Annotated in this window: 19 protein-coding genes; 8 read left to right on the forward strand and 11 right to left on the reverse strand. The window is 73.8% G+C overall.

Annotation, left to right across the window (positions count from 1 at the left end; translation table 11 throughout):
- Positions 1 to 2: 2 nt before the first annotated feature.
- Together uvrB and LN037_RS24965 are read right to left on the reverse strand one after the other, a co-directional pair.
- Complete coding sequence (gene uvrB / locus LN037_RS24960) at positions 3 to 2234, reverse strand: excinuclease ABC subunit UvrB (RefSeq protein WP_230758546.1); 2232 nt, start codon at positions 2232 to 2234, stop codon at positions 3 to 5.
- Positions 2235 to 2279: 45 nt separating this feature from the next.
- Positions 2280 to 3512 (reverse strand): DUF5685 family protein, encoded by a 1233-nt coding sequence (locus LN037_RS24965; protein ID WP_255694901.1) that lies wholly within the window; start codon positions 3510 to 3512, stop codon positions 2280 to 2282.
- Between the two features lie 163 nt (positions 3513 to 3675).
- Here LN037_RS24965 and LN037_RS24970 point away from each other — a divergent pair, with 163 nt between their 5' ends.
- Entirely contained in the window at positions 3676 to 4188 is a 513-nt protein-coding gene (locus tag LN037_RS24970) for a ribonuclease FAU-1 family protein (RefSeq protein WP_230758551.1), read from the forward strand.
- A gap of 37 nt (positions 4189 to 4225) precedes the next feature.
- Here LN037_RS24970 and coaE read toward each other — a convergent pair whose 3' ends face one another.
- Together coaE and rpsA are read right to left on the reverse strand one after the other, a co-directional pair.
- Positions 4226 to 5143, reverse strand: a complete 918-nt coding sequence (coaE, locus tag LN037_RS24975; RefSeq protein ID WP_230758554.1) for a dephospho-CoA kinase — start codon at positions 5141 to 5143, stop codon at positions 4226 to 4228.
- A 364-nt stretch (positions 5144 to 5507) separates the two neighbouring features.
- Positions 5508 to 7022, reverse strand: a complete 1515-nt coding sequence (gene rpsA / locus LN037_RS24980) for a 30S ribosomal protein S1 (protein ID WP_230758556.1) — start codon at positions 7020 to 7022, stop codon at positions 5508 to 5510.
- Positions 7023 to 7282: 260 nt separating this feature from the next.
- Here rpsA and LN037_RS24985 point away from each other — a divergent pair, with 260 nt between their 5' ends.
- The gene (locus LN037_RS24985) at positions 7283 to 8077 is read left to right on the forward strand and encodes a class I SAM-dependent methyltransferase (protein ID WP_230758558.1); all 795 of its coding nucleotides are present in this window, start codon (positions 7283 to 7285) and stop codon (positions 8075 to 8077) included.
- Complete coding sequence (locus tag LN037_RS24990) at positions 8077 to 9063, forward strand: GNAT family N-acetyltransferase (RefSeq protein WP_230758561.1); 987 nt, start codon at positions 8077 to 8079, stop codon at positions 9061 to 9063. The genes LN037_RS24985 and LN037_RS24990 overlap by 1 nt, the downstream gene beginning before the upstream one ends.
- Here LN037_RS24990 and LN037_RS24995 read toward each other — a convergent pair.
- The 3 genes from LN037_RS24995 to polA are packed head-to-tail and all read right to left on the reverse strand — an operon-like array spanning position 9060 to position 14212.
- Entirely contained in the window at positions 9060 to 9917 is an 858-nt protein-coding gene (locus LN037_RS24995) for an NAD(P)-dependent oxidoreductase (RefSeq protein ID WP_230758563.1), read from the reverse strand. The genes LN037_RS24990 and LN037_RS24995 overlap by 4 nt on opposite strands.
- Positions 9914 to 11404, reverse strand: a complete 1491-nt coding sequence (locus tag LN037_RS25000) for a flavin-containing monooxygenase (protein ID WP_230758566.1) — start codon at positions 11402 to 11404, stop codon at positions 9914 to 9916. The genes LN037_RS24995 and LN037_RS25000 overlap by 4 nt, the downstream gene beginning before the upstream one ends.
- Positions 11405 to 11455: 51 nt before the next feature.
- Positions 11456 to 14212, reverse strand: a complete 2757-nt coding sequence (gene polA / locus LN037_RS25005) for a DNA polymerase I (protein WP_372460524.1) — start codon at positions 14210 to 14212, stop codon at positions 11456 to 11458.
- 58 nt (positions 14213 to 14270) lie between these two features.
- Here polA and LN037_RS25010 point away from each other — a divergent pair, with 58 nt between their 5' ends.
- The 5 genes from LN037_RS25010 to LN037_RS25030 all read left to right on the forward strand — a co-directional run bounded on the left by LN037_RS25010 (position 14271) and on the right by LN037_RS25030 (position 22099).
- On the forward strand, positions 14271 to 14702 hold the full coding sequence (locus LN037_RS25010) for a hotdog fold thioesterase (RefSeq protein WP_230758567.1): 432 nt from the start codon (positions 14271 to 14273) through the stop codon (positions 14700 to 14702).
- Positions 14703 to 14899: 197 nt separating this feature from the next.
- A complete protein-coding gene (locus LN037_RS25015; protein ID WP_230758568.1) occupies positions 14900 to 18814 on the forward strand; it encodes a Pls/PosA family non-ribosomal peptide synthetase in 3915 nt (1304 codons plus the stop codon).
- Positions 18811 to 19452: a BPL-N domain-containing protein gene (locus LN037_RS25020; RefSeq protein ID WP_230758570.1), complete on the forward strand. Its 642-nt coding sequence runs from the start codon at positions 18811 to 18813 to the stop codon at positions 19450 to 19452. Before LN037_RS25015 ends, LN037_RS25020 begins: the two co-directional genes overlap by 4 nt.
- Positions 19449 to 20822: a M1 family aminopeptidase gene (locus tag LN037_RS25025; RefSeq protein WP_230758572.1), complete on the forward strand. Its 1374-nt coding sequence runs from the start codon at positions 19449 to 19451 to the stop codon at positions 20820 to 20822. Before LN037_RS25020 ends, LN037_RS25025 begins: the two co-directional genes overlap by 4 nt.
- Before the next feature lie 32 nt (positions 20823 to 20854).
- Positions 20855 to 22099, forward strand: a complete 1245-nt coding sequence (locus LN037_RS25030) for a heparan-alpha-glucosaminide N-acetyltransferase domain-containing protein (protein WP_230758573.1) — start codon at positions 20855 to 20857, stop codon at positions 22097 to 22099.
- 66 nt (positions 22100 to 22165) lie between these two features.
- On the opposite strand, the gene LN037_RS25035 is transcribed toward LN037_RS25030, so the two are convergent.
- The 4 genes from LN037_RS25035 to LN037_RS25050 all read right to left on the reverse strand — a co-directional run bounded on the left by LN037_RS25035 (position 22166) and on the right by LN037_RS25050 (position 25966).
- Positions 22166 to 22885 carry an ABC transporter ATP-binding protein gene (locus LN037_RS25035; RefSeq protein ID WP_230758575.1) on the reverse strand — a complete coding sequence of 240 codons (720 nt, stop codon included), beginning with the start codon at positions 22883 to 22885 and terminating at the stop codon, positions 22166 to 22168.
- Positions 22882 to 23733: an ABC transporter ATP-binding protein gene (locus LN037_RS25040; RefSeq protein ID WP_230758705.1), complete on the reverse strand. Its 852-nt coding sequence runs from the start codon at positions 23731 to 23733 to the stop codon at positions 22882 to 22884. Before LN037_RS25040 ends, LN037_RS25035 begins: the two co-directional genes overlap by 4 nt.
- A gap of 83 nt (positions 23734 to 23816) precedes the next feature.
- Entirely contained in the window at positions 23817 to 25025 is a 1209-nt protein-coding gene (locus tag LN037_RS25045; RefSeq protein ID WP_230758578.1) for a branched-chain amino acid ABC transporter permease, read from the reverse strand.
- The gene (locus tag LN037_RS25050) at positions 25022 to 25966 is read right to left on the reverse strand and encodes a branched-chain amino acid ABC transporter permease (protein WP_230758579.1); all 945 of its coding nucleotides are present in this window, start codon (positions 25964 to 25966) and stop codon (positions 25022 to 25024) included. The genes LN037_RS25045 and LN037_RS25050 overlap by 4 nt, the downstream gene beginning before the upstream one ends.
- Positions 25967 to 25971: the final 5 nt, after the last annotated feature.

Raw genomic sequence — 25971 nt, forward strand, 5'->3', positions numbered from 1 at the left:
AATTACTTCACCCCGGCCGCGTCCATCCCCCGCATCTCCTTCTTGAGGTCGGCGATCTCGTCGCGCAGGCGCCCGGCCAACTCGAACTGCAGGTCGCGGGCCGCCGACATCATCTGGTCGGTCAGCTGCTGGATGAGGTCGGCGAGCTCCGCGCGCGCCATGCCGCTGGTGTCGCGGTGCTCCACCACGCCCGAGTGGCCCCGGGTGCCGCCGGCCTCGCCCGCCGCCCGACGACCGCGGGAGGCGTTGCGGCCGGACCCGCCGATCTCGACCTCGGTGTCCTCGGCCTCACGGTAGACGCGGTCGAGGATGTCGGCGATGTTCTTGCGCAGCGGCTGCGGGTCGACGCCCCGCTCGGTGTTGTAGGCGATCTGCTTCTCGCGGCGCCGGGCGGTCTCGTCGATCGCGTACTGCATCGACTCGGTGACCTTGTCGGCGTACATGTGCACCTGCCCCGAGACGTTGCGGGCCGCGCGGCCGATCGTCTGGATCAGCGACCGCTCGCTGCGCAGGAAGCCCTCCTTGTCCGCGTCGAGGATCGCCACCAGCGACACCTCGGGGAGGTCGAGACCCTCGCGGAGCAGGTTGATCCCGACGAGGACGTCGTACTCCCCCGCCCGCAGCTGCCGCAGCAGCTCGACGCGCCGCAGCGTGTCGACCTCGGAGTGCAGGTACCGGACCTTGATCCCGAGCTCGAGCAGGTAGTCGGTGAGGTCCTCCGCCATCTTCTTGGTCAGCGTGGTGACCAGGGTGCGCTCGTCCTTGTCGACCCGCGTCCGGATCTCGCCCACGAGGTCGTCGATCTGGCCCTTGGTGGGCTTGACGATCACCTCGGGGTCGACGAGGCCCGTCGGGCGGATGACCTGCTCGACGAACTCGCCGCCGGCCTGGCGCATCTCGTAGTCGCCCGGCGTCGCCGACAGGTACACGGTCTGCCCGATGCGGTCGGCGAACTCCTCCCACGTGAGCGGCCGGTTGTCGGTGGCGCTGGGCAGGCGGAACCCGTACTCGACGAGGTTGCGCTTGCGGGACATGTCGCCCTCGTACATGCCGCCGATCTGCGGCACCGTCACGTGCGACTCGTCGATGACGAGGAGGAAGTCGTTCGGGAAGTAGTCGATCAGCGTGGCGGGCGCGGTGCCCGGACCGCGGCCGTCGATGTGTCGCGAGTAGTTCTCGATGCCGGAGCAGAAGCCGACCTGGCGCATCATCTCGATGTCGTAGCTGGTGCGCATGCGCAGCCGCTGGGCCTCCAGCAGCTTCCCCTGGTTCTCCAGCTCCGCGAGGCGCTCCTCGAGCTCCTGCTCGATGGCCTTGATCGCCCGCTCCATGCGCTCCGGCCCGGCGACGTAGTGCGTGGCCGGGAAGATGCGGACGTCCTGCACCTGGTTCACGACGTCGCCCGTGAGCGGGTTGAGGTAGTACAGCGCCTCGATCTCGTCGCCGAAGAACTCGATGCGGATGGCGAGTTCCTCGTACGCCGGGATGATCTCCACGGTGTCGCCGCGCACCCGGAACGTGCCGCGGGCGAACGCCATGTCGTTGCGCGTGTACTGCACGTCGACCAGGGCGCGCAGCAGCTGGTCCCGGTCGATCTCCTCGCCGACCTCGAGCTTCACCGAACGGTCGAGGTAGGACTGCGGCGTGCCGAGGCCGTAGATGCACGACACCGACGCCACCACCACGGTGTCGCGGCGCAGCAGCAGGTTCGACGTCGCGGAGTGGCGCAGCCGCTCGACGTCCTCGTTGATCGAGGAGTCCTTCTCGATGTAGGTGTCGGTCTGCGCGATGTACGCCTCGGGCTGGTAGTAGTCGTAGTACGAGACGAAGTACTCGACCGAGTTGTTCGGCAGCAGCTCCCGCAGCTCGTTGGCCAGCTGCGCCGCCAGCGTCTTGTTCGGCGCCATGACGAGCGTCGGCCGCTGGACCCGCTCGATCAGCCACGCCGTGGTGGCCGACTTGCCGGTCCCGGTGGCGCCCAGCAGCACGATGTCGTGCTCCCCCGACCGGACCCGGCGCTCCAGCTCGTCGATCGCGGCCGGCTGGTCGCCCGCGGGCTGGTAGGGGCTGACGACCTCGAACGGCACCCCCGTGCGCTCGATCTCCCCGATCGGCCGGAACTCGGACTCGGCCAGGGCGTCGTCGGGCAGCCCCTCCGGGTTGTCGAGCAGCGTGCCCTGCCCGTGCTCGTGCTGGTCACGGGCGGCACCGGGGACCTCGGTCGCGAACGCCATGACACGAGGCTAACCCGACCCCCCGACAGTCACGGTCCGCGCAGGTCAGGACCCACAGTCGCACGAGCAGCAGCAGTCCCCGTCGCCACAGTCCGAACAGCAGTCGCAGCAGTCGCACGAGCAGTTCGTGCAGTCGACGCAGTCCGCGCAGCGACCCTGCCGCGGCTGCCCGGTCCACGGGTCGGGGAACTCGTCGGCGCAGCACAGCTGCCCGGTGCAGCACAGGCCGGCCGCCGCCGCGCACCCGCCGAGCAGCCCGCGCTGCGGCCCCACCCGCCGCGGTCCGGGCGGGTCGACCGGCCCCGCCGGACCGTCCGGGCCACCCGGCCCACCCGGCCCACCCGGTTCGGGGGGATCGGACGGGCCGGACGGCGGCTCCGAGCCCGGTCGCCGCGCCGGGTCCCACGGCGCGAGCGGCGGCTCGGAGGCCTGCTCCGCCCGGGTCACCGCGCGCGCCGTCTCGTGCACCAGGAGCCGGTGCGCCAGCCGCCGGGCGTCGCCGGGGTCCAGCGCCACCCGCCGCAGGGCCGCCCCGATCCCCGCGACCGCCGCGCGGCACCGGGCGAGGGCGTCGGGGCTCGACGTGCCGGTGGCCGCCAGCGGGTTCCACCGGCCGGAGGTCTCGTCGTCGGCGCGGTCGGCCACGGCGTCGAGGAGGTGGGCGAGCCGGCCGAGCAGGCGCCCCGCCTCGTCGAGCGGCCCGACGTTCTCCGGTCGCCCCGCGAGCACCGCCGTGTGCGCGAGCGCCCGCCCCACCGCCTCCTCCGTCGGTGCCGTGACCCGGTCCAGCGTCGTCACGCCCCGCTCCGCCTCGCGCTGCCGGGCGGGGACGGCGAGCAGGGCGGCCGGGTCGAAGCCGACCCCGTCCGCCGTCCGGGACCCGGCCCGGGCCCACCGCGTCGCCACACGGCCCCCGACCGCGGCAGCGGGCCGGGACGCGAACAGGCCGTCGCCGTCGTCGACGTGGTCGGCGACGCGGTCGGCGGCCAGCAGCAGCGCGGTGGAGGCCGCGAGTCGCGCCCCGTCCCCCGTCACGACGTCGGCGGCCCGCATCCCGCGCAGCGGGCACGGCCCGGCGCGCCGACCGTCCACCACGCCCTGCGCCTCGGCCAGCACGGAGACGACGAGGGCGTCGACGTGGGTCGTGGCGCGCGCGAGCTGACCGGCCTCGTCGCGGAGGGTCAGGCACAGCCCGCACAGGTGGGCGCTCCAGCGCGCGTGCAACTCCGGCGCCAGGTGATGACGACACGGACGGAGGAAGCCGAACACAGCGGACATGATCGCGGTGGCGGAGCGTGTGTTCCAGCGTCCGTCCGGGCTACGGCAAGACCGATTCCCCGCGCCGCGCAGGGCGCCGTGTCGTCACCGAGGCGCAGCCGCCCGACCCGGTCCCGGTCGTCGGTCGGCCAGCGTCGGCGCGACCTCGTTAGGGTCGCGCCCCGTGGCGCTGCATCCCCCGAAGGTCGAGACGTTCGCCGTGGCCGAGGGCACGAACACCGATCCGAAGGGCTTCGTCCGCGCCGTCGACCTCTACCGCACCGAGCCGTTCGGGCTCTACCTCGCCCGCCCGATGCCCGACCACCCGAGCCTGACGCACATGCGGTCCTGGCTCCTCCCCGACCTCGGGCTCCGCGTCACCGACTTCAGCTTCAAGCCGGGCTTCGAGCGGCTGCAGGACTTCTACGTCGACATCGCCGACGTCGACCGCGACGGCGACACCTGGACGACCACCGACTTCTACCTGGACCTCGTCGTCCACACCGGGGACCGCACCGAGCTGCTCGACGTCGACGAGTACGTCGAGGCCGTCGCGGCCGGGGTGCTCGCCCCGGAGCCCGCCGAGCGCGCCCTCACCACGGCGACGACCACCCACGCCGGCATCGCCGAGCACGGCCACGACCTCGACGCGTGGCTCGCCACCTGTGGCGTCGTCCTCGACTGGCCCTGGCACTAGGCGTTCCCGACGACGGGTCGGGGCGGGTCGGGGCGGGTCAGGCCCGCTGCACCGTCACCCGCACCGGCCGCGCCGGGTCGGCGCCGCCGAACCGGCCGTCCCCCACCGCGGGGAAGCCGATCCCGCCGAACGCGTCCGCCAGCTCCCCGGGGTCCGCCGCAGCGTGCACCAGCAGGTCGATGACGTCCGGCGCGGACTCCCCCGGCGTCGCCGTCGGGCCCACGTGCTCCACCCGGTCGACCCCGTCCCGACCCGCGAGCACCAGGCGTGCGGCGAGCCGGCGGCCCTGCTCCGGCCACGTCGGATCGGGGTCGACGGGCTCGTCGGGCCACGGCGTCGCCGTCCCGGCCCGGATCGCGGCCTCGAACGGCACCAGCCGGTCCGACCACAGCGACCGGACCCCCGCGCGGACGTCCTCCTCCGAGCCCACGTTGTCGATCCAGACGTCCGCGGCGGCCCGGCGGGCGTCGGTCGTCGCCTGTGCCCGGATGCGGGAGCGGGCGTCGTCCTCGGCCATGCCCCGGGTCCGCCCGAGGCGCTCCACGCGCACGTCCTCCGGTGCGTCCACCACGACGACGAGCGCGAACGCCGCGCCCATGCCGTTCTCCACGAGCAGGGGCACGTCGTGCACCAGGACCGCGTCGTCCGGCGCCGCGGCGACCAGCTCGCCGGTCCGACGCCCGATCCGCGGGTGCAGGATGCCGTTCAGCCGCTGCCGGGCCTCGTCGTCGTTGAAGACGATCTTCCCCAGGGCCGGCCGGTCGAGCGCGCCCTCGGCGTCGAGGACCTCCTCGCCGAACGCCTCGACCACGGCGGCCAGGCCCTCGGTGCCCGGCTCGACCACCTCGCGGGCGATCTTGTCGGAGTCCACGACCACGGCGCCCAGCGAGGCGAGCTCGGAGGCCACCGTCGACTTGCCCGCCCCGATCCCACCGGTCAGTCCCACACGCAGCACGTGCGCAGTCTGCCCCAGCCGTGATCGTCCCGTCGCGGCGCGCGCCCGGGCGCGCTCACGCGAGAGCCGTGTGCCTCGGCGTCGCGAAGAAGGTCTCGAACAGGCCGCGCCGCGAGACCGCGGGCACGGCGAGCGCGGCGGCGACGGGACCGTGCTCCCGCGCCCAGGTCAGACCGGCGGACCCGAGACGGTGCCGACCCGGCCGACGACGCCACGCGAACATTCCGACCCCCTGTGACTGCTGTGACTTGTGGGACGGAAGGTACTAGACGGCCTCGATCGAGGCACGCCCGACACGACGACGGGCCCCCACCCCGGCTGGGGTGAGGGCCCGTCGACGAGCACGGTCAGGCGCTCGGGGTGATCAGTTCCCCGAGAGCTTCTCCCGCAGGGCGGCGAGCTGCGCGTCGCTCGCGAGCGAGCCGGCACCGGACTGCGACGGCGGGCCCTGGCCCGGGTCGTCGTCGTCACGCGGCTCGGCGGACTCGTCCTCCGGGCCGCCCGAGGAGTAGTTGGCCGGGGCCGCCTCGGCGGCCTCCGCCTCCTGCTCCGCGGTGCGCTGCAGCTGCGCGATGTGCTGCTGGTAGCGGGCGTACGCCGCCTGGTACTGGCGCTCCCACTCCTCGCGCTGGGACTCGAAGCCCTCGCGCCACTCCCCGGAGTCGGGGTCGAAGCCCTCCGGGTAGATGTAGTTGCCGGCGTCGTCGTACTCGGCGCCCATGCCGTACAGCGCCGGGTCGAACTCGGTCTCCGGCGTCATGCCCTCGTTCGCCTGCTTCAGCGAGAGCGAGATGCGGCGACGGTCGAGGTCGATGTCGATGACCTTGACCATGACGTCGTTGCCGACCTGGACGACCTGCTCCGGCACCTCGACGTGGCGCTCGGCCAGCTCGGAGATGTGGACCAGGCCCTCGATGCCCTCGTCGACGCGGACGAACGCACCGAACGGCACGAGCTTCGTGACCTTGCCGGGCACGATCTGGCCGATCTGGTGGGTCCGGGCGAACTGGCGCCAGGGGTCCTCCTGCGTCGCCTTGAGCGACAGCGAGACGCGCTCGCGGTCCAGGTCGACGTCGAGGACCTCGACCGTGACCTCCTGGCCGACCTCGACGACCTCGGAGGGGTGGTCGATGTGCTTCCAGGACAGCTCGGACACGTGGACCAGACCGTCGACCCCGCCGAGGTCGACGAACGCGCCGAAGTTGACGATCGAGGAGACCTGACCCTTGCGGATCTGGCCCTTCGCGAGCTGGTTGAGGAACTCGCTGCGCACGGCGGACTGGGTCTGCTCCAGCCACGCGCGGCGGGACAGGACCACGTTGTTGCGGTTCTTGTCCAGCTCGATGATCTTGGCCTCGATCTCCTTGCCGACGTACGGCTGGAGATCGCGGACGCGGCGCATCTCGACCAGCGACGCGGGGAGGAAGCCGCGGAGGCCGATGTCGAGGATGAGACCACCCTTGACGACCTCGATGACGGTGCCCTTGACCGGCTCGTCGTTGTCCTTGAGCTGCTCGATCGTGCCCCAGGCGCGCTCGTACTGCGCACGCTTCTTGGACAGGATCAGCCGGCCCTCCTTGTCCTCCTTCTGGAGGACGAGGGCTTCGACCTCGTCGCCGACGGCGACGACTTCGTTGGGGTCGACATCGTGCTTGATCGACAGTTCACGCGAGGGGATGACGCCCTCGGTCTTGTAGCCGATGTCGAGAAGGACCTCGTCGCGGTCGACCTTGACGATGGTGCCTTCGACGATGTCACCATCGTTGAAGTACTTGATCGTCTCGTCGATGGCAGCGAGGAAGTCCTCTTCCGACCCGATGTCGTTGACAGCAACCTGCGGGCTGCTGTGGCTCGGGGCGGTGTGGGTGTCGATGGACATACGGTGGATGGCTCCGGGATGGGCAGGTCTCGGTCGGGTGGACGTGTTCGTGACCCACGAGGGCGGACGTCGTCCTGACGCTCAGATCGGACCCGCGGGGACCGAGGGGATCGCTGCCCACCGGAGCCGACCGGACAGGGCGAGACCACTGACGTGGACCACCATCGTATCCACCCGCCCGACGGACCGGCAAACGGGTCACACCACGCGGCCCGCCCGGCGTGTCGGAGATGTCCGGACGCCGTGTCAGGATGCCGCCCATGAGCGCCGGTGCGGTCGGGGACGCGGAGTCCGTCGCGGCCTCCCGCGCCTGGTGGGACGCCGACGCGGCGGCCTACCAGGCCGAGCACGGCGCGTTCCTCGGCGACGCCGACTTCGTCTGGTGCCCGGAGCGGCTCCGGGAGGCCGACGCGCACCTGCTCGGCCCCGTGGCCGGGCTCGTCGGCGCGCGGGTGCTCGAGATCGGGTGCGGCGCGGCCTCCTGCTCGCGCTGGCTGGTCGACCAGGGGGCCCACGCGGTCGGGCTCGACCTCTCGGCGGGCATGCTCCGCGAGGCGCGGGCCGCGTCGCGGCGGACCGGGACCGCGGTGCCGCTCGTCCAGGCCGACGGCGGCCGGCTCCCCTTTCCCGACGACGGGTTCGACCTCGCCTGCTCGGCCTTCGGGGCCGTCCCCTTCGTGGCCGACTCGGCGGCGCTCATGGGCGAGGTCGCGCGGGTGCTGCGCCCCGGTGGCCGGTGGGTGTTCGCCGTGAACCACCCGCTGCGGTGGATCTTCCCGGACGACCCCGGCGAGGACGGCCTGACCGTCGTCCACTCGTACTTCGACCGCACCGGCTACGCCGAGTTCGACGACGACGGCCACGCCACCTACGTCGAGCACCACCGCACCCTGGGCGACCGGATCGCCGAGGTCGTCGGCGCCGGCTTCGTGCTCGACGGTCTGGTGGAGCCGGAGTGGCCCGCGGGCCTCACGGACGTGTGGGGGCAGTGGTCCCCGATGCGGGGCGCGCTGTTCCCCGGCACCGCGATCTTCCGCTGCCGGCTGCCGGACTGATGCCCCGCCACGCGGCCCGGACCGCCCCGGAGGCGCCCGCCCGGGTCCTCGCCGACCTGCTCGAGGTGCAGCGCCGTCGCTTCGCCGCGCTCGACCCGCGGCTGCCGGAGGCCGTCGCTCCTCCGCCGGGCGACATCGTCGTCGTCGGGACGCCCCCGCAGCGGGTGGCGGGCGTCGTCACCCACCACACGTGGCCCGCCGGCAGCGGTCCCCTGCTGTGGTCGGCCGCCCAGGTCTCCGAGCTGCACCCGGTGGTCGGCGCCGCCGGGCACGCGCCACTGCACGCCCTGGTCGAGGCCTGGCGGGGGCGCCTGCTGCCCGCCGTGCTGCGCGAACCGGACTCCGCGGCCACCGTGACCTGGCCCAGCCGTGACGTGGTGGCGACCCGGGTGTTCCTCGACCACGGGCTCGTGCCCCTGGCGGTCCTCGCGATCCGCCCGCCCGCCGCACTGCCCGCGCCGCCCCCGGACCCGACGCTCGAGGTCCGCCGGGCCGGCGCCGACGACCTCGACGCCTGCGTCCGGCTCGCCATGGAGGAGCTGGCCTACTCCAGCCAGGTCGGCGGTTCGCTGGTGCGCGCCGACGCGGAGGCGGTCAAGCGCACGACCCTGCGCGACCGGCTCGGCCGCGGCGAACCGACCTGGATCGCCCTCCGGCGCGACCGGCCCGTCGGGATGATGGAGTGCGGGCGCGCCGAGTCGACGCCGGGCACGTGGCTGGCCGGTCTGCTGCCGGCCGGGGCCTGGGGCTACGTCAACTGCGCCTCGGTCACCTCCGCGGAACGCGGCAGCGGCGTCGGGCACCGGCTCGTCGCGGCGGCCCTGCCCGAGCTGGAGACGACCGACTCGGGCCTGCCGGTCCGCGGGACCTACCTCTACTACAACCCGCCGAACCCGCTGTCCTCGGTGTTCTGGCCCCGCGTCGGCTACCGCCCGCTGTGGACGCTGTGGGAGGTCCGGCCCGCGGCCGGGCTCCGGTCGGCCTAGGGCCCGGGGTCCCGCGGCCGGAGGTTCCCGACGTCGGGTGTCGCGGGGAGGTCCTCCGGCCGCCGGTGGCCGTACTCGCTGGTCGCGAGGTCGCGGTAGACCTGCGCGTAGGCGTCGAAGAGCGCGCGGGTCAGGCCGGCCGCCTCCTGCGTGTCGGCGATCGCGGTCATCTCGTCCACGAACCGCCAGGCCTTCGTCGCCGCAGCGGCGGCCGGGCCCGGACCCGCCGTCGGGAAGTCGAGGCGCAGGTCGGCGAGGACCTCGTCGAGGACGCCGTGGTGCTCGGCGGTGACGAGCGCCTGGGCCAGCAGGCCGGTGAAGCCCTTGCGCACGGAGGCGGTGCACATCTTCGCCGCGCTGGCCGCTCCGGGCGTCGCACCGAGGACCACCCACGCCACCCCCGGGACCTCCAGCGCGGCGACCTCGTCGGCCCGCTCCCCCGCCAGGAAGACGCGGGTCGGCGACGCCGTGTCGGGCGCGGGCGGCGGTCCGGAGACCGCCGCGTCGACCAGGTCGGTCGGCAGGCCGGCGGCGATCGCCGTGACCGTCTCCGGCGCCACCGCGTTCGCCTCGATCACGAGGGGACGCGCCCCGGTGCGCGCGCAGGCCGCCGCGATCGCGTCGGCGGCCTCCCGCGCCTGCCCGGGCGGCACCACGCTGACCACCACCGTGGCGCCGGCGACCACCGCGTCGAGCGACCCGGCGTCGGGGACGCCGGCCTCGGCCAGCCGCCGGGCCGTCGCGGGCGAGCGGCCCGCGGCCGTCGTCAGGACCTCGTGGCCGCCCGCCCGCAGGCACCGGGCGAGGGCGGTGCCCATCGCGCCCGGTGCATGAATCCCGACCGTCGTCGTCACGCCGGGATCGTGGCGCGCTCCGGCTCGAAGCGCATGCCCTCCTCCAGGTCGCCACGACGGAGGGCCACCGCGTCGATCGCGTAGTTCATGGCCAGGGCCCACGGCTTGCGGTCGCCGCCGCGGGGCAGCTCGTGGATCGAGCGCTGCACGTAGCCGGCCTCGAAGTCGAGCAGCGGGCGCTCCTCGACCGCCGGGTCGCGCTCCGGGGTGGCCACGGCCTTGCCGTGGGCGTCCATCCAGCGCAGCAGGCGGCAGAAGTACTCGGCGACGAGGTCGACCTTGAGCGTCCAGGACGCGTTCGTGTAGCCGATCATGAACACGAGATTCGGCACGCCCGAGAGCATCATGCCCTTGTAGGCCATGGTGTCGGGGAGCTTGACCGGCTCGTCGTCGACGGTGAGCGTCGCGCCGCCGAACATCTGCAGGTTCAGGCCGGTGGCCGTGACCACGATGTCGGCCTCGAGCTCCTGCCCGGACTGCAGCCGGATCCCGTGCTCGGTGAAGGTCTCGATGCGATCGGTGACGATGTCCGCGTCGCCGCGCCGGATCGCCGTGAACAGGTCGCCGTTCGGGACCATGCACATGCGCTGGTCCCACGGGTCGTACGGCGGGTTGAAGTGCGTGTCGACCTCGTAGCCCTCGGGCAGCCGGGCCGCAGCCTGCTTGCGCAGCACGCTCTTCATGAAGCCCGGGAAACGCTGCGAGATCTGGTACAGCGCGATGAGCTGGGCGATGTTCTTCGCGCGGACGATCGGGTCGGCGATCCTCGCGGGCAGCCAACGCGACAGGGTCTCCGCCACCGGGTCGGTGCGCCCGATCGAGAGGACGTAGCTCGGGGTGCGCTGCAGCTGCGTGACGTGCGCGGCGCGGCCCTCGCCCGTGGTCATCGCCGGGACCAGCGTCACCGCCGTGGCACCCGAGCCGATGACGACGACCTTCTTGTCCGCGTAGTCCAGCTCCGGGTCCCACAGCTGCGGGTGGACGACGGTGCCGCCGAAGTTCTCGATGCCGGGGAAGTCGGGCGTGTAGCCCTGGTCGTAGCGGTAGTAGCCCGAGCACCACAGCAGGAACGAGCACGTCACCCGCTCCTCGCCGGCCGCGCTCGAGACGGTCAGCGTCCAGCGCTGCTCCGCGCTCGACCAGGCGGCGGCGGTGACCCGGCGCCCGTAGCGGATGTGGGAGTCGACGCCGTACTCCTCGGCGGTGTCGCGGACGTACTGCAGGATCGACGGCCCGTCGGCGAGCGCGACCGAGTCGGGCCACGGGCGGAACCGGAAGCCGAGCGTGTGCATGTCGGAGTCCGAGCGGATGCCCGGGTACCGGAACAGGCTCCACGTGCCGCCGAGGTCGTCGCGCGCCTCGAGGATCGCGTACGAGCGCTGCGGGTGCTCGGTGGTCAGGTGGCAGGCCGTGCCGATGCCCGACAGGCCCGCGCCGACGATGACGACGTCCAGGTGCTCCGGGGTGGCCCCGTCCGCGGTACTCATGCGTACCACCCTAGCGCCCGGTACCGCCGCGTACCAGTCCTGGCCCGATGTTCAGTGCGCCGCCTGGTCCCAGGACCGCCCGAACCCGACCGACACCTCGAGCGGCACGTCGAGCGCGAACGCCGCCCCCATCTCGCGGCGCACCAGCTCGGTCACCTGCTCGCGCTCCCCCGGCGCCACCTCGAGCACGAGTTCGTCGTGCACCTGGAGCAGCATCCGGCTGCGCAGCCCCTCGTCCCGCAGCGCCGCGTGCACCCCGAGCATCGCGACCTTGACGATGTCGGCCGCGCTGCCCTGGATGGGGGCGTTGAGCGCCATCCGCTCGGCCATCTCGCGCCGCTGGCGGTTGTCGCTGGTGAGGTCGGGCAGGTAGCGGCGGCGGCCGAGGATCGAGCTGGTGTAGCCGTCCTTGCGCGCCTGGTCGACCACCTGGTGCAGGTAGTCGCGCACCCCGCCGAACCGGGCGAAGTAGTCCTCCATCAGCTCCTTGGCCTCGTCGGTGGAGGTGCGGAGCTGGGCGGACAGGCCGTACGCGGACAGGCCGTAGGCGAGCCCGTAGTTCATCGCCTTGATCTTCGCGCGCTGACCCTGGCTCACCTCGTTCTCGGCGACCCCGAACACCTTCGCCGCGGTGACCGAGTGGAAGTCCTCGCCGGACTTGAACGACTCGATGAGCTCCGCGTCGACCGAGAGGTGCGCCATGATCCGCATCTCGATCTGCGCGTAGTCCGCGGTCATCAGCTCGGCGTAGGCCCCGTCGGCCGAGTCGGCCCCGACGACGAACGTGTCGCGGATGCGCCGCCCGGCCTCGGTGCGCACCGGGATGTTCTGCAGGTTCGGCTCGGTGGAGGAGAGCCGGCCGGTGCGCGCGATGGTCTGGTTGAACGTGGTGTGGATGCGCCCGTCGTCGGAGACCGAGTCGAGCAGGCCCTTCACCGTCACCCGCAGCCGCGTGGCGTCGCGGTGCTCGAGCAGGTGCTCGAGGAACGGGTGGGGGTTGGTCTCGTTCAGCGTCTGCAGCGCGTCGGCGTCGGTGGTGTAGCCGGTCTTGGTGCGCTTGGTCTTCGGCATCTGCAGCTCGTCGAACAGCACCACCTGCAGCTGCTTCGGCGAGCCGAGGTTGATCTCCTTGCCGATCACGTCGTACGCCGACTGCGCCGCGGCCTGGACCCGGCCGCCGAACTGCGACTCGAGGTCCTGCAGCGCCGACACGTCGACCGCCACCCCGGCGGCCTCGAGGTCGGCCAGCACGGCGAGCAGCGGCAGCTCGAGGTCGGTGAGCAGGGCCGTGCCGCCGAGCTCCTCGAGGTCGGAGTCGAGCTTGTCGGCGAGGTCGGCCACCGCCCGGGCCCGCAGCATCTCGGTCTGCGCGAGCGTCGCGTCGGCCTCCTCCTCGCCGCCGTCGAGCGTGAGCTGGTCGCCGCCGGCGGACGACGGCCCCTCGACGCGCAGCTCCCGGCGCAGGTAGCGCAGCGCGAGGTCGGCCAGGTCGAAGCTGCGCTCCCCCGGCCGGGCGAGGTAGGCGGCGAGCGCCGTGTCGCTGGTGACGCCCCCGAGCTGCCAGCCCCGGGCCCGCACCGCGTGCAGCGGCCCCTTGATCTCGTGGCCCGCCTTGGGCACCTCCGAATCGGCGAGCCAGGCGGCGAGCGCGGTCTCGTCCTCGGGGGTGAGGGCGCGGGCGTCGACGTAGGTGGTCTCGCCGTCGGCCGCGGCGATCGCGACGCCCTCGAGGTCGCCCGTGCCGTGCGACCAGGTGCCCCTGAAGCCCAGCCCGGCGCGGCGGCCGTCGCGGGCGTGCGCGTCGAGCCACGCCGGGACCGCGCCCGGCTCCAGCGCGGCGCCGCGCACCTCGAAGCCCTCGTCGGCCTCCGGCTCGGCGGACTGCAGCGTGGAGAAGAGCCGCTCGCGCAGGACCCGGAACTCCAGCTCGTCGAACAGCCGGTGCACGGCGTCCCGGTCCCAGGCCCGGGCCTCCAGCTCGGGCGGGGAGACGTCGAGCTCGACGTCGCGCACCAGCTCGGTGAGCTGGCGGTTCAGCACCACCGACGACAGGTGCTCGCGCAGCGCGTCGCCCGCCTTGCCACGGACCTCGTCGACCCGCTCGACGAGCGCGTCGAGACTGCCGAACTCGCGCACCCACTTCTGGGCGGTCTTCTCCCCCACGCCCGGGATGCTCGGGAGGTTGTCGCTGGGGTCGCCGCGCAGCGCCGCGAAGTCCGGGTACTGCTCCGGGGTGAGCGTGTACCGCTCCTGCACCGCCTCGGGGGTGTAGCGCACGAGGTCGGACACGCCCTTGCGTGGGTAGAGCACGGTGACCTGGTCGGTGACCAGCTGGAACGCGTCCCGGTCGCCGGTGCAGATGGCCACCCGCATGCCCTCGGCGACCGCCTGGGTGGTCAGCGTGGCGATCACGTCGTCCGCCTCGTAGCCCTCCCGCGTGATCACCGGGATGTGCAGCGTGGCGAGGATGTCCTTGATCAGGTCGACCTGGCCGCGGAACTCGTCGGGCGTCGCGCTGCGGTTGGCCTTGTAGGCCGCGTAGGTCTCGGACCGGAAGCTCTGCCGCGAGACGTCGAAGGCCACGCCGACGTGGGTGGGCGCCTCGTCGCGCAGCAGGTTGATCAGCATCGACGTGAAGCCGTAGACCGCGTTCGTCTTCTGCCCCGACGTGGTAGTGAAGTTCTCCACCGGCAGCGCGAAGAACGCGCGGTAGGCCAGCGAGTGCCCGTCGAGCAGCAGCAGGCGCGCGCCCCCGGCCTCGTCCCCCGGCGTCGTCGAGGGCTTGCTTGCGGTCGTCGTCCCAGCCACGTCGCCGAGTCTGCCAGGGGGGTCCGACGGTCTCGCCCGACGTCCCTAGGGTGCAGCCGTGGCACAGTCCCCGGAACAGCAGGCCGTCCCCGAGCTCGAGGTCGCGTACCCCGACGAGCAGCTCGGGACGAAGATGGGCATCGAGATCACCGAGTGGGATCCTGCGCGGGTGGTCGGCACGATGCCGGTCGCCGGCAACCGCCAGCCCTTCGGCCTGCTGCACGGCGGCGCCAGCGCGGTCCTCGCGGAGACGATCGGGTCGACCGCGGCGTACCTGAACCGCGTCGGGGAGCGTCGCCCCGTCGGCCTCGAGCTCTCCTGCACCCACCACCGGTCGGCCCTGTCCGGCCTGGTCACGGCGGTGTGCACGCCGGCGTCGGTCGGGAAGACGGTCGGGACGTTCGAGATCGTGATCTCCGACGACGAGGGCCGGCGGGTCTGCACCGCGAAGCTCACCTGCGTCTACCGGGACGCGACCCCGCAGGCCTGACCACGCGTGATGCCCGCGCCACGACCGAGTGACGTTTGCCTGCACGATCGTGTGGCGATCCGCCCCGCGGTCGACGACGGGTGACCGTCGCGACGCCCTGAACACTCGGACGTTCGCCGCGTGGACACCACCGGCGTCGCGAGCCGTCCGTCACGATTCCCACCGCCCCCGGACCGGGGGCGCCCGGAGGCGCGACGGTGACCACGCACGTTTCCCCCTGCCCGCCCCCGTCCGACCCGGCCACCGGCCCGGGACGCATGGAGGGCTTCTTCGAGGCGATCGCGGACCGGTCGCCCGGGCGCACCGCGGTCGAGGCCGACGGCGAGGCCGTCAGCTACGGCGACCTGGACGCGCGGGCCAACCGGCTCGCCCACCTGCTGGCCGGCCGCGGCGTCGGGGTCGGGGACCGGGTGGCGGTCCTGCTGCCCCGCTCCGGCCGGACCTACGTCGCGATCCTCGGGGTCCTCAAGGCCGGGGCCACCCTCGTGCCGCTCGACCCCGGGTCCCCCGCCGACCGGGTGGCGCACGTGGTCGACGACGCCGAGGTGGCCGTCGTGGTCACCGTCCGCGCGCTCGCGGACCGGGTCAGGGGGGCCACCGCCGTCGTGCTCGACGAGGCCGCCGACGAGCTCGCCGCCGCGGACCCCGCCCGACCGGCCCCGCGACCCGACGTCGGGACCGCGTACGTCATCTTCACCTCCGGCTCCAGCGGCCGGCCCAAGGGCGTCGCGGTCTCCCACGCGAGCATCGCCAACTTCCTCGGCGTCATCCCGACCGTCTACGACGTCCGGCCCGACGACCGCGTGCACCAGGGCATGACGATCTCCTTCGACTTCTCGATCGAGGAGATCTGGTCCGCCTGGGCGGTGGGCGCGACCGTGGTCGCGGGTCCCGACGACGAGCGCGCCTTCGGGGCCGACCTGGGCGAGCACCTCGCCACGCACCGGATCACCGTGCTGTGCGCCGTGCCGACCCTGCTCGCCACGGTGCCGACCGCACTGCCGGACCTGCGCACCGTGCTGGTGGGCGGCGAGGCCTGCCCCGGCGCGATCGTGGAGCGCTGGGCCCGACCCGGCCGCCGCCTGCTCAACACCTACGGGCCCACCGAGGCCACGGTCACGGCCACCTGGTGCGAGCTCCGCCCCGGGCACCCCGTCACGATCGGCCGCCCCCTGCCGACGTACACCGCGGAGCTCACCGACCCCGACGACCCGGACCATCCGCGGGTCGCCGACGGCGCGGTCGGGGAGATCACGCTCGGCGGACCCGGCGTGGCGCTGGGCTACCTGGGTCGGCCCGAGCTCACCGCCGACAAGTTCGTGGTGCACCCGGAGACCGGCGAACGCGTCTACCGCACCGGCGACCTGGGGCGGCTCGACGAGCACGGCGAGATCGTCTACCTCGGCCGGGCCGACGCCGAGGTCAAGGTGCGCGGCCACCGCGTCGACCTCGGTGAGATCGAGAGCGTGCTGCTCGCCGACCACGAGGTGGGGGCGGCCGTCGTGGCCCTCGACGCGGCCTCCGGGGAACTCGCCGCGTACGTGGTGGCTCCCGCCGGCGGCGTCGCGGACCCGGACGCCCGACGGCACCGCCTGCACGCCGTGGCCGCCGACCGCCTGCCGTCCTACATGGTCCCGGCCACCCTCGACGTCCTCGACGCGCTCCCCACCCAGGCCGGCGGCAAGGTCGACCGGTCCGCGCTGCCCCCGCCCACGGGGTCCCGGTTCGTCGGGGCGACCGTCGTCGGCGACGCCCCCGCCCCCGGCCCGGAGTCGCGGATCGCCGACGTGATGGCGTCGGTGCTCGGCCTGCGGACGGTTCCCGCGACGGCGGACTTCTTCGACGACCTGGGCGGCCACTCGCTGCTCGCCGCCCGCGTGGTGACCGCCCTGCGCGAGGCGGGCTTCGCGGTCGCCGTCCGGGACCTCTACGCCCATCCCGACGTGCGCGGGCTCGCCGCCGTCCTGCACGACCGCCCCGCGACCGCCGTCCCGGCCGAGCCACCGCTGCGGCACGCCGGCGGGCGCGTGGCCGCTGCCGGCGGGGCACAGGCGGTCGCCCTCTACCTCGTGCTGCTCGCCCTGACCCTGCCCGCGTCCGTCGTCTACTGGTGGAACGACGGCGTCGTCTCGCCGGCGGTGCTGCTCGAGATCCTCGCCGCCGGCACCGCGACCTACCTCGGTGTCCGCTGGGTGCTGCCGGTGCTGCTCGTCCGGCCGCTCACGCTGTTCCTGCGCCCGGGCACGTACCGCCTGTGGGGCGCGGTGTACCTCCGGCTGTGGGCGGTCGACCTGCTGGTGCGGCTCTCGCCGCTGCCCGTGCTCGCGGGCGGCCCGTTCGCGGCTCCCTACCTCCGCCTCCTCGGAGCCCGCGTCGGACGCCGGGTCCACCTCGCGTCCGCCGCCGTCAGCGCCCCGTCCCTGCTGCACCTCGGCGACGACGCCTCCCTCGGCTACGGCGTCTCGCTGCGCCCGTGGCAGGTCCGCGGCGGCCGGGTCGAGGTCGGGAGGATCACGGTCGGCGAGCGCGCCGTCGTCGGGACGGGCACCGTCCTCGCCTCGGGGTCCGTCGTGGGCGTCGACGCGGTGATCGGCGAGCAGTCCGTGCTCTCCCGTGACGCGTGCGTGCCGGACGGCGCCGTCGTGGCGGGGTCGCCCCCGGTGCCCGCCGCGAGCACCGACCCGATGCTCGCCGCCATCGGCCGGGCCCGCCCGGCCCGGGGCTGGCGCTGGTACCACCTCGGGCCGGCGGTCGCGGGCGTCATCGGCCTCGAGGCCGCCGCGGTCCTCATGGTCGTCCCGACCGTCGTCGCGGTCTGGGCGGCGTTGCTCGCCTGGGGCGTGCTCGCCGGCCTCGTCGCCACGCTGCTCTCCGGGCCGCTGTTCGTGGTCACCGTCTGCGCGGTCGTCGCGGGCGGTCGTCGGCTGCTCCTCCCCCGCACCCCGGTCGGCGTGCACCCGGTCCGCTCCGGGCTCGGGCTGCGCAAGTGGCTCGCCGACGCCCTGCTCGTCGACTCGCTGACGTTCACCAACTCCCTCTACGCGACCCTCTACACGCCCGGCTGGATGCGGCTGCTCGGCGCCCGCATCGGCCCCGGCGCGGAGATCTCCACCGTCGCTCACGTCGACCCCGACCTGCTCGACCTCGGCGCCGGCAGCTTCGTCGCCGACATGGCGGGGGTCGGGAGCGCCGTGTTCGCCCGCGGGCGGATGCTGCTGCGCCCGACACTGGTCGGGGAACGGGCCTTCGTCGGGAACGCCGCCCTCCTGCCCGGCGGGACCCGGGCGGAGAGCGGTTCGCTGGTCGGCGTGGCGACCGCGCCGCCGGCCGTGGTCGACCGCGACTCGTCCTGGCTCGGCTCCCCCGCGATCCACCTGCCCCGGCGCGAGGTCTCCGAGCCCCACCCCGACTCGGAGACGTTCCGGCCGTCCCGACGACGGGTGCGGCAGCGTCTCGCGGTCGAGTTCGTCCGCGCCTCGCTGCCGGCGTCGCTGCTCGGACTCGCCGTCTACCTCCACCTCACGGTGCTCTCCTCGGTCGCCGGTGGTCAGCCGCTCTGGGTCCCGGCCCTCGTGGCCCCGTTCCTCGCCGCCGCGGCCTCCGCGCTGGTGATCGGCTACGTCGCGGCGGTGAAGCACCACGTCCTCGGGACCTATCGCCCCCGTACCGCCCCGCTGTGGGACGAGTTCGTGCGGCGCTCGGAGTTCGTGACGGGGCTCTACGAGGCGGCCGCGGTGCCGGCGGGTCTGGACCTGCTCTCCGGCACTCCGTTCCTGCCCGGGGCGCTGCGGCTGTTCGGCGCGCGCATCGGGCGCCGGGTCTGGCTGGGGACGACCTACCTCACCGAGTTCGACCTCGTCGACGTCGGCGACGACGCCGCGGTCGGCCGCGAGGCCTCGCTGCAGACCCACCTCTTCGAGGACCGCGTCATGAAGCTGTCGACGGTGCGCGTCGAGGCGGGCGCGACCGTCGGCGACCGCTCGATCGTCCTGTACGACGGCCGGGTCGGCCCGGGCGCGGAGCTCGGTCCGCTCAGCCTCGTCATGAAGGGCGAGCACCTCGCGGCCGGGAGCCGGTCGTGCGGGATCCCCGCCGAGGCGGTGGCCGCGTGAGCCTCGCGCTCGTCCACGTCGGCCCCGCCACGCTGCCGGGCTGCCCGGAGGCGGTGGCGACGCTGCTCGCCGCGCACGGGTTCGACGTCGCCACGGTGGGTCCGGGCGGCGAGCGCCCGCTGGAGGCGGACGTCCTCGCCGGGGCCGCGCTCTACGCCCAGCCCGGCGGCGGGACCCTGAGGCACGCGTGGCGGCACCTGCGGCGGCACCGGCGCCTGCTGCGCGGCTGGGTGTCGGACGGCGGGGCCTACGTGGGCTTCTGCCTCGGCGCCTACCTCGCCGGACGGGGACCGGGGCTGGGGCTGCTGCCCGGCGACACCGACCGGTACGTCACGTCCCCGCACGCGACCCTGGACGACGCCGACGTCGACACCCTCGTCGACGTGCACTGGCGCGGTCACCGCCGGACGCTCTTCTTCCAGGACGGGGCCCGGTTCACCGGCCCCGGCGGGACCGACGTCCTGGCCCGGTACCCCGGCGGTGAGGCCGCCGCCCTCGTCGCCGCGTACGGGACCGGGCGGGTGGGCGTCGTCGGGCCGCACCCCGAGGCCACCGCCGACTGGTTCACCGACGTCGGGCTCCCCGTCCACGACGCCCGGGACCTGGCGCACGACCTCGTGGCCACGGTGACCACGTGAGGCGGGCCGCCGTCGTCGCGGCCCTGCTGACGCTGCTGGTCGCGTGCTCGCCGGGCCCCTCCGCCGCCCCGCGGGCGGACCCCGATCCCGCCCGGCCCGTCGTGTCCCTGGCGTTCGATCTCGCCGACGACCTCCGTGGCGCGACCGGTCGCGAGCGCGTCGTGTTCACCCCCGACGCCCCGATCTGCGAGGTGGTTTTGCGGGCGTGGCCCAACGCGCCGGTGTCGGCCGGGGAGGGCAGCTCGCTGCGGGTCGACGCCGCGGCGGTCGACGGCGCCCCGGTCGCGCCGCGCGTCGAGGCGGCCGGTGCCCCCGCCGGCGCGCCGGGCACGCTCGTGTCCCTGCCGTTGCCGTCCTGCGTGCCCGCCGGTCGGACCGTGACCGCCGATCTCGGCTTCACGCTGACGCTGGGACCCGACGCCGACGACCGGCTCGGCTCGTCCCGCGGCGTCGCGTGGTTCGGATCCGCCTTCCCGCTGCTCGCGTGGGTGCGTGGGCAGGGGTGGTCCCGTACCCCGGCCGCGTCCGTCGCCGGCGAGAACGCGGTGTCCGAGGAGTTCACGCTGCGCTCGCTGGAGGTGACCGCGCCCCGCGGCCTCGCGGTGTCCGGCGTCGGCCGCGCATCGGGCACGACCGATGCCGGAGGGCGGACGACCCACCGCTTCGCCGCCGACACCGTCCGCGACGTCGCGGTGGCCGTCGGCCCGTACGAGGTCGTCGAGCGGGACATCGCCGGCACCCGCCTGCACCTGTTCCTGCTCACGGGGACCCGCACCGACCCCGACCGCTGGGTGGCCGAGCTCGACACCGCGATCGGCCGCCTCGAGCCGCTCCTCGGGCCGTTCCCGTACCCCGACCTCTGGGTCGCGCTGGCGCCCGGGCAGTCGTCGGGCATCGAGTACCCCGGCGCGCTGCAGTTCGGGGACACGCGCCCGGGCGACCTGGCGGGCCTGGCCACCCACGAGCTGGCCCACCAGTGGTTCTACGCCCTGGTCGGCAACGACCAGGGCCTGCACCCGTGGATGGACGAGGCGTTCGCGACGTGGGCCGAGGCGGTCGCGACCGGCCGGCCCGACGAGTACTCCCTCGCCGCGGTCCCCGACCGGCTCGACGGCCGGCTCGGCGACCCCATGACCGCGTGGGGCGACCGCTTCGGCCGCTACGAGGACGGCGTCTACGTCCAGGGCGCCGCCACGCTGCTCGAGGCCCGACGGCGGGTCGGCGCATCGGCCTTCGACGACGCGGTGCGCCGCTACCTCGCGGTGAACGCCCACCGCGTGGCCGGCCCGGCCGACGTCGCCGCCGCGTTCCGCGACCTCCCCGCCGTGACCGACCTGCTCACCTCCCGCGGCGCACTCCCGCCCGCCTGAGCCCTGCCGACCCCTCCCGAAGAGGACCCGCGATGACGCATGCCCTCACCCTGACGCCCCCGGAGCCCGCCCCTCCCGTCGCCGAGGAGCCCGCTCCCCCGCGGGCGCGCATCCTCGGGGTCGACACCGCCCGCGGCCTCGCCCTGATCGGGATGATGGCGGTCCACGCCCTCTACGAGTCCGACGCCGCCGGGAACGCGACCTGGACCTCGGTGCTCGCCGGCGGGAAGTCGGCCGCGCTGTTCGCACTCCTCGCCGGCGTCGGCATCGCCTTCACCACCGGGCGCAGCCGGGTCCCGGTGCGGAGCGACCGTGCGCTCCCGACGGCGGTGGGGCTCGTGGTGCGGGGCCTCGCGGTCGGGCTGGTCGGGCTCCTCCTGGGCGGCAACGACCCGGAGGTGGCGGCGGTGATCCTGGTCTACTACGCGCTGCTGTTCGTGGCCGCGGTGCCGCTGGTGTTCCTGGGGCGGCGCACCCTGCTCGCGCTCGGGGCGGTGCTGGTGGTGGCCGCCCCGGTCGCGAGCCACGCGCTGCGGGCGCACCTGCCCGTGGCGAGCGGGCTGAACCCGTCGTTCGCGTGGCTCGCGAGCGACCCCGGCGGGCTGCTCACCGAGCTCGCCGTCACGGGCTACTACCCCGTGCTGTCCTGGCTGCCCTACCTGTGTGTCGGGCTGGCCGTCGGCCGGATGCGCCTGTCCTCGGCTCGGACGGCGGGTCTGCTGGCGGGGGTCGGCGCGGCGCTCGCGGTCACGGCGGTCGTGGTCTCGGACCTGCTGATACGCGAGGGGCTGCCCCGGATCCTCGCGGCCTCGTCGGGCGCGGACCCGGCGACCGTCCACGAGGCCCTGACCGTCGGGCCGGACGGGGTGACCCCGACGACGACCTGGTGGTGGCTCGCCGTCGACACCCCGCACTCCTCCACACCGCCCGACCTGACCCTGACGATCGGCATCTCGCTCGCGGTGCTCGGGGTCGCCCTGCTCGCCGACCACGTGACGCGCCCACGGCTGCGGGTCGCGCTCGACGTGGTCCGCGCCCCGCTCGCGGCCGCGGGCGGCATGACGCTGACCTTCTACGCGCTGCACGTCCTGTTCATCAACTCCGACCTGGACGTGTACGGCCCGACGGCGGGCTACGTCATCCAGGTCGTCGCCGTCCTCCTGCTCGGCTGGGGCTGGCGCGCGACCGCGGGCCGCGGTCCCCTCGAGGCCGTCGTGACCGCCCTGAGCCGGCGGGCGGTCCGGGCGGTGACCGCGGCGCGGGCCGCCCGGACCTGACGAACGGGTCGTCCGTGCGTTCTCACCGCACGATCGACCCGTTCGTCGGGAACAGCGGGGCGACCCCTACGACACGCCCAGGTACGCGTCCTGGATCGTCGGGTCGGCGAGCAGCTCCGAGCCCGGCCCGGAGCGGGTCACCTCCCCGGTCTCCAGCACGTACGCCTGGTGGGCGAGCCCGAGGGCCTGGGTGGCGTTCTGCTCGACGAGCAGGATCGTCACCCCCTCCTTGTTGATGTCCTCGATCACCCGGAAGATCTGCTGGATGAACTGCGGGGCGAGCCCCATCGAGGGCTCGTCGAGCAGCAGCAGCCGGGGCCGGGCCATGAGCGCCCGGCCGATGGCGAGCATCTGCTGCTCGCCGCCGGAGAGGGTGCCGCCGACCTGGTTGCGTCGCTCGGCCAGGCGCGGGAAGTAGGTGAACGCCCGCTCCTGGTCCTCGGCGAACTCCTTGGACCGGCGGTCGGACCGGACGAACCCGCCCATGTCCAGGTTCTCCAGCACCGTCATGCCGGGGAAGATCCCCCGGCCCTCGGGCACCTGGCAGATGCCCTTGCGCACCCGCAGGTCGGCGCGGACCTTCGTCAGGTCCTCGCCGTCGAAGGTCATCGTCCCCGACTGCAGTCCGAGGAGACCGGAGACGGTCTTCATCGTCGTCGTCTTGCCGGCACCGTTCGCGCCGATCAGCGAGACGATCTGCCCCTCGGTCACCGAGAGCGTGATCCCCCGCAGCGCCTGGATGCGCCCGTAGGCGACGTTGACGTCCGCGAGCTCGAGCAGGCTCACTCGTCCACCGCCGTTCCGAGGTAGGCCGACACGACGGCGGGGTCGCGCCGCACGTCGTCGGGGACGCCGTCGGCGATCTTGCGGCCGAAGTCGAGGACGACGAGCCGGTCGGTCACGCCGAGCACCACCCGCATGTCGTGCTCGACGAGGACCACCGTGAACCCGTCGTCGCGAATCTTGAGGATGAGCTCGGAGAGCGCGTCCTTCTCGACCGCCGAGAACCCGGCCGCGGGCTCGTCGAGGCAGAGCAGCTTGGGCTCCGTCGCGAGCGCGCGGGCGATCTCCAGCCGGCGCTGGTCGCCGTAGGGCAGCGACGTCGCCTTGTCCGCCGCCCGGTGGGCGATCCCGACGAACTCCAGCAGCGCCATCGCCTTGTCCACGGCCTCCCGCTCCTCGCGACGGTGCCGCGGGAGCCGGAGCAGGGCGCCGGGCACCGACGTGCGGTGCCGCGCGTCGGTGCCGACGACGACGTTCTCCAGCGCCGTCATCGCCCCGAAGAGCCGGATGTTCTGGAACGTCCGGGCCACGCCCGCCTGGATGATCTTGTACCGCTTCATCTTCGCGAGCGACCGGCCCTCGAGGCGGATGTCGCCCTCGGTGGGCCGGTAGACGCCGGTGACGATGTTGAAGCAGGTCGTCTTCCCGGCGCCGTTCGGTCCGATGAGGCCGAGGATCTCGCCCCGCTTCACGTCGAACGAGACGTCGTCGAGCGCGGTGAGCCCGCCGAACCGGACGGTCAGGCCGTCGACGGCGAGCAGGGTCTCCCCCGCCGACACCGCGATCTCGCGGTCCGGGGCGACCTTCTCGGCGACCGCGGCCTCGTGCTCCGCCCGCTCGGCAGAGTCCATCTGCTCGACGGCCTCGAGCAGGCCCTCCTCGGGCTGCGTCGTCCGGGTCGAGCTCCGCTCCGCTCCGTCTCCCGCTGCGCTGCTCACTCGCCACCTCCCTCCGGACGCGACCCGGACCTGTCGTCGGGAACGGCCTCCGGCGGCTCACCCGCCGGTCTGGTCGCCGGGGTGAGCGACGTCGGCGCGACGCCGGTCCCCGCCCCGAACAGTTTCTGGTATGCCTGCCGCCCGAAGGTGAGCAGGTGCTGGCGCATCCCGAGCAGGCCCTGCGGCCGGAAGATCATCAGGACGATCAGCGCGAGACCGAAGACCAGGAAGCGGTACTCGGGCTCGAACTGGAACCGGTCGGGGATGTAGGAGACCAGGAAGGCCCCGACGACGACGCCGATCTTGTTGCCCTGCCCGCCGAGGACGACCGCGGCGAGGTAGAGGATCGAGGTGGTGACGTCGAAGCGCTGGTTGTTGACGAAGCCGACCTGCGCGGCGAACAGCGTGCCGGACAGGCCGCCGACCGCGGCGCCGATCGCGAACGCCCAGATCTTGAACCGGTAGGTCGGCACCCCGGTGAGCTCGGCGGCGTCCTCGTCCTCGCGCACGGCGATCCAGGCGCGCCCGACCCGCGAGCGCTCCAGGTTCCCCATGAACAGCAGGATGATGATGACGATGGTGACCGCGAGCCAGTAGAAACCCTGGGCGTCGTTCTGGGTGAAGATCGGCGTGCCGTCGGAGTACGCGCCGCCGGGCCGCGCGATGTCCTGGAAGCCCCGGTTGCCGCGCAGCGGGTCGATGTTGTCGGCCAGCAGGCGGACGATCTCGCCGAAGCCCAGCGTGACGATCGCGAGGTAGTCGCCGCGCAGCCGCAGCGTCGGCGTCCCGAGGATGACCCCGGAGATCATCGTGACGACCATGGCGATCGGCACGATCACCAGCCACGGGAAGCGCACGCCGAGCTCGGAGTCGGGCGAGGAGAGCAGCGCCGCGGTGTAGGCGCCGATCGCGAAGAAGCCGACGTAGCCGAGGTCGAGCAGGCCCGCCTGCCCGATGACGACGTTGAGGCCGATCGCGATCAGCGCGAAGACCGCTGCGTTGAACAGCGCGATCGGGAACGACGTCGCCGGCTCGGTGGTGATGATCGGCGGGTTGAGCACCGGCAGCAGGTAGATGAGCGCGGCCACCGGGACGAGCAGGCCCCACTGCTGGGGACGGCTGCGGGCGTTCCACCAGCGCGAGAGCTCGGCGCGGCGGCTCTGCTTCGGGCCCGACGACGACAGACGTGCCTCGGTGGTCGTCATACCCTCGCCTTCCCCAGCGACTCGCCGAGGATCCCGGTCGGCCGGAACATCAGGACGCCCACGAGCAGCACGAACGCGACCACGTCGCGCCAGTCGCCGCCGAACAGGGACTGCCCGTAGTTCTCCGCGATCCCGAGGATCAGCCCGCCGAGCAGGGCGCCGCGCAGGTTGCCGATCCCGCCGAGGACGGCCGCCGCGAACGCCTTGATGCCGAGCAGGAAGCCGCCGTTGAACACGGCGCCCTGCGGGATCGTCATCAGGTAGAACAGCGCCGCCGCGCCGGCGAGCAGGCCGCCGAGCAGGAACGTGATCATGATGACGCGCTCGCGGTTGACGCCCATGAGGGTCGCGGTGGCCGGGTCCTGGGCGACGGCGCGCACGCCGCGGCCGAGGCGGGTCCGGTTGACGAACGAGTCCGCGATGACGAACAACGCCAGCGCCGCCAGGATGATGATCACCTGGAGGTTGGTGACGGGCGCGCCGAAGATGCGGAACAGCGGCTCGGGCGGCAGCAGCCGGATGGTGCCCTCGGGGTTGGAGCCGCGGGTGATCCGGAAGATCTGCTGGATGACGAACGAGGCGCCGATCGCGGTGATGAGGAACGCGAGGCGCGGGGCGTTGCGCTTGCGCAGCGGCCGGTAGGCGACGCGTTCGAGGATCACCGCCGCGACCCCGGCGAGGATCATGCCGACCGCGCCCGCGAGGACCAGGTTCGCGATGATCCCGGCGAGCGGGACGTTCGGGGTCTGACCCGGCTGGAAGCCCAGCGCGAGGAAGGTGAAGTACACGCCGAACACCCCGATCACGAAGATCTCGGAGTGGGCGAAGTTGATGAGCTGGAGCACCCCGTAGACCAGGGTGTAACCGAGGGCGACCAGGGCGTAGATGCTCCCGTAGGAGAGCCCGTTGATGGTGTTGGCCCAGAAGCGGTCGAGGAACAACCCGA

The sequence above is a fragment of the Actinomycetospora soli genome (assembly GCF_021026295.1).
Classification (GTDB): Bacteria; Actinomycetota; Actinomycetes; order Mycobacteriales; family Pseudonocardiaceae; genus Actinomycetospora; species Actinomycetospora soli.

Bases quoted from the DNA above. Each gene is read 5' to 3' on its own strand.
- uvrB (WP_230758546.1), bottom strand. From the start codon at position 2,234: ATGGCGTTCGCGACCGAGGTCCCCGGTGCCGCCCGTGACCAGCACGAG.
- LN037_RS24965 (WP_255694901.1), bottom strand. From the start codon at position 3,512: ATGTCCGCTGTGTTCGGCTTCCTCCGTCCGTGTCGTCATCACCTGGCG.
- rpsA (WP_230758556.1), bottom strand. From the start codon at position 7,022: ATGTCCATCGACACCCACACCGCCCCGAGCCACAGCAGCCCGCAGGTT.
- LN037_RS24985 (WP_230758558.1), top strand. From the start codon at position 7,283: ATGAGCGCCGGTGCGGTCGGGGACGCGGAGTCCGTCGCGGCCTCCCGC.
- LN037_RS24990 (WP_230758561.1), top strand. From the start codon at position 8,077: ATGCCCCGCCACGCGGCCCGGACCGCCCCGGAGGCGCCCGCCCGGGTC.
- LN037_RS25000 (WP_230758566.1), bottom strand. From the start codon at position 11,404: ATGAGTACCGCGGACGGGGCCACCCCGGAGCACCTGGACGTCGTCATC.
- LN037_RS25030 (WP_230758573.1), top strand. From the start codon at position 20,855: ATGACGCATGCCCTCACCCTGACGCCCCCGGAGCCCGCCCCTCCCGTC.
- LN037_RS25040 (WP_230758705.1), bottom strand. From the start codon at position 23,733: ATGGACTCTGCCGAGCGGGCGGAGCACGAGGCCGCGGTCGCCGAGAAG.
- LN037_RS25045 (WP_230758578.1), bottom strand. From the start codon at position 25,025: ATGACGACCACCGAGGCACGTCTGTCGTCGTCGGGCCCGAAGCAGAGC.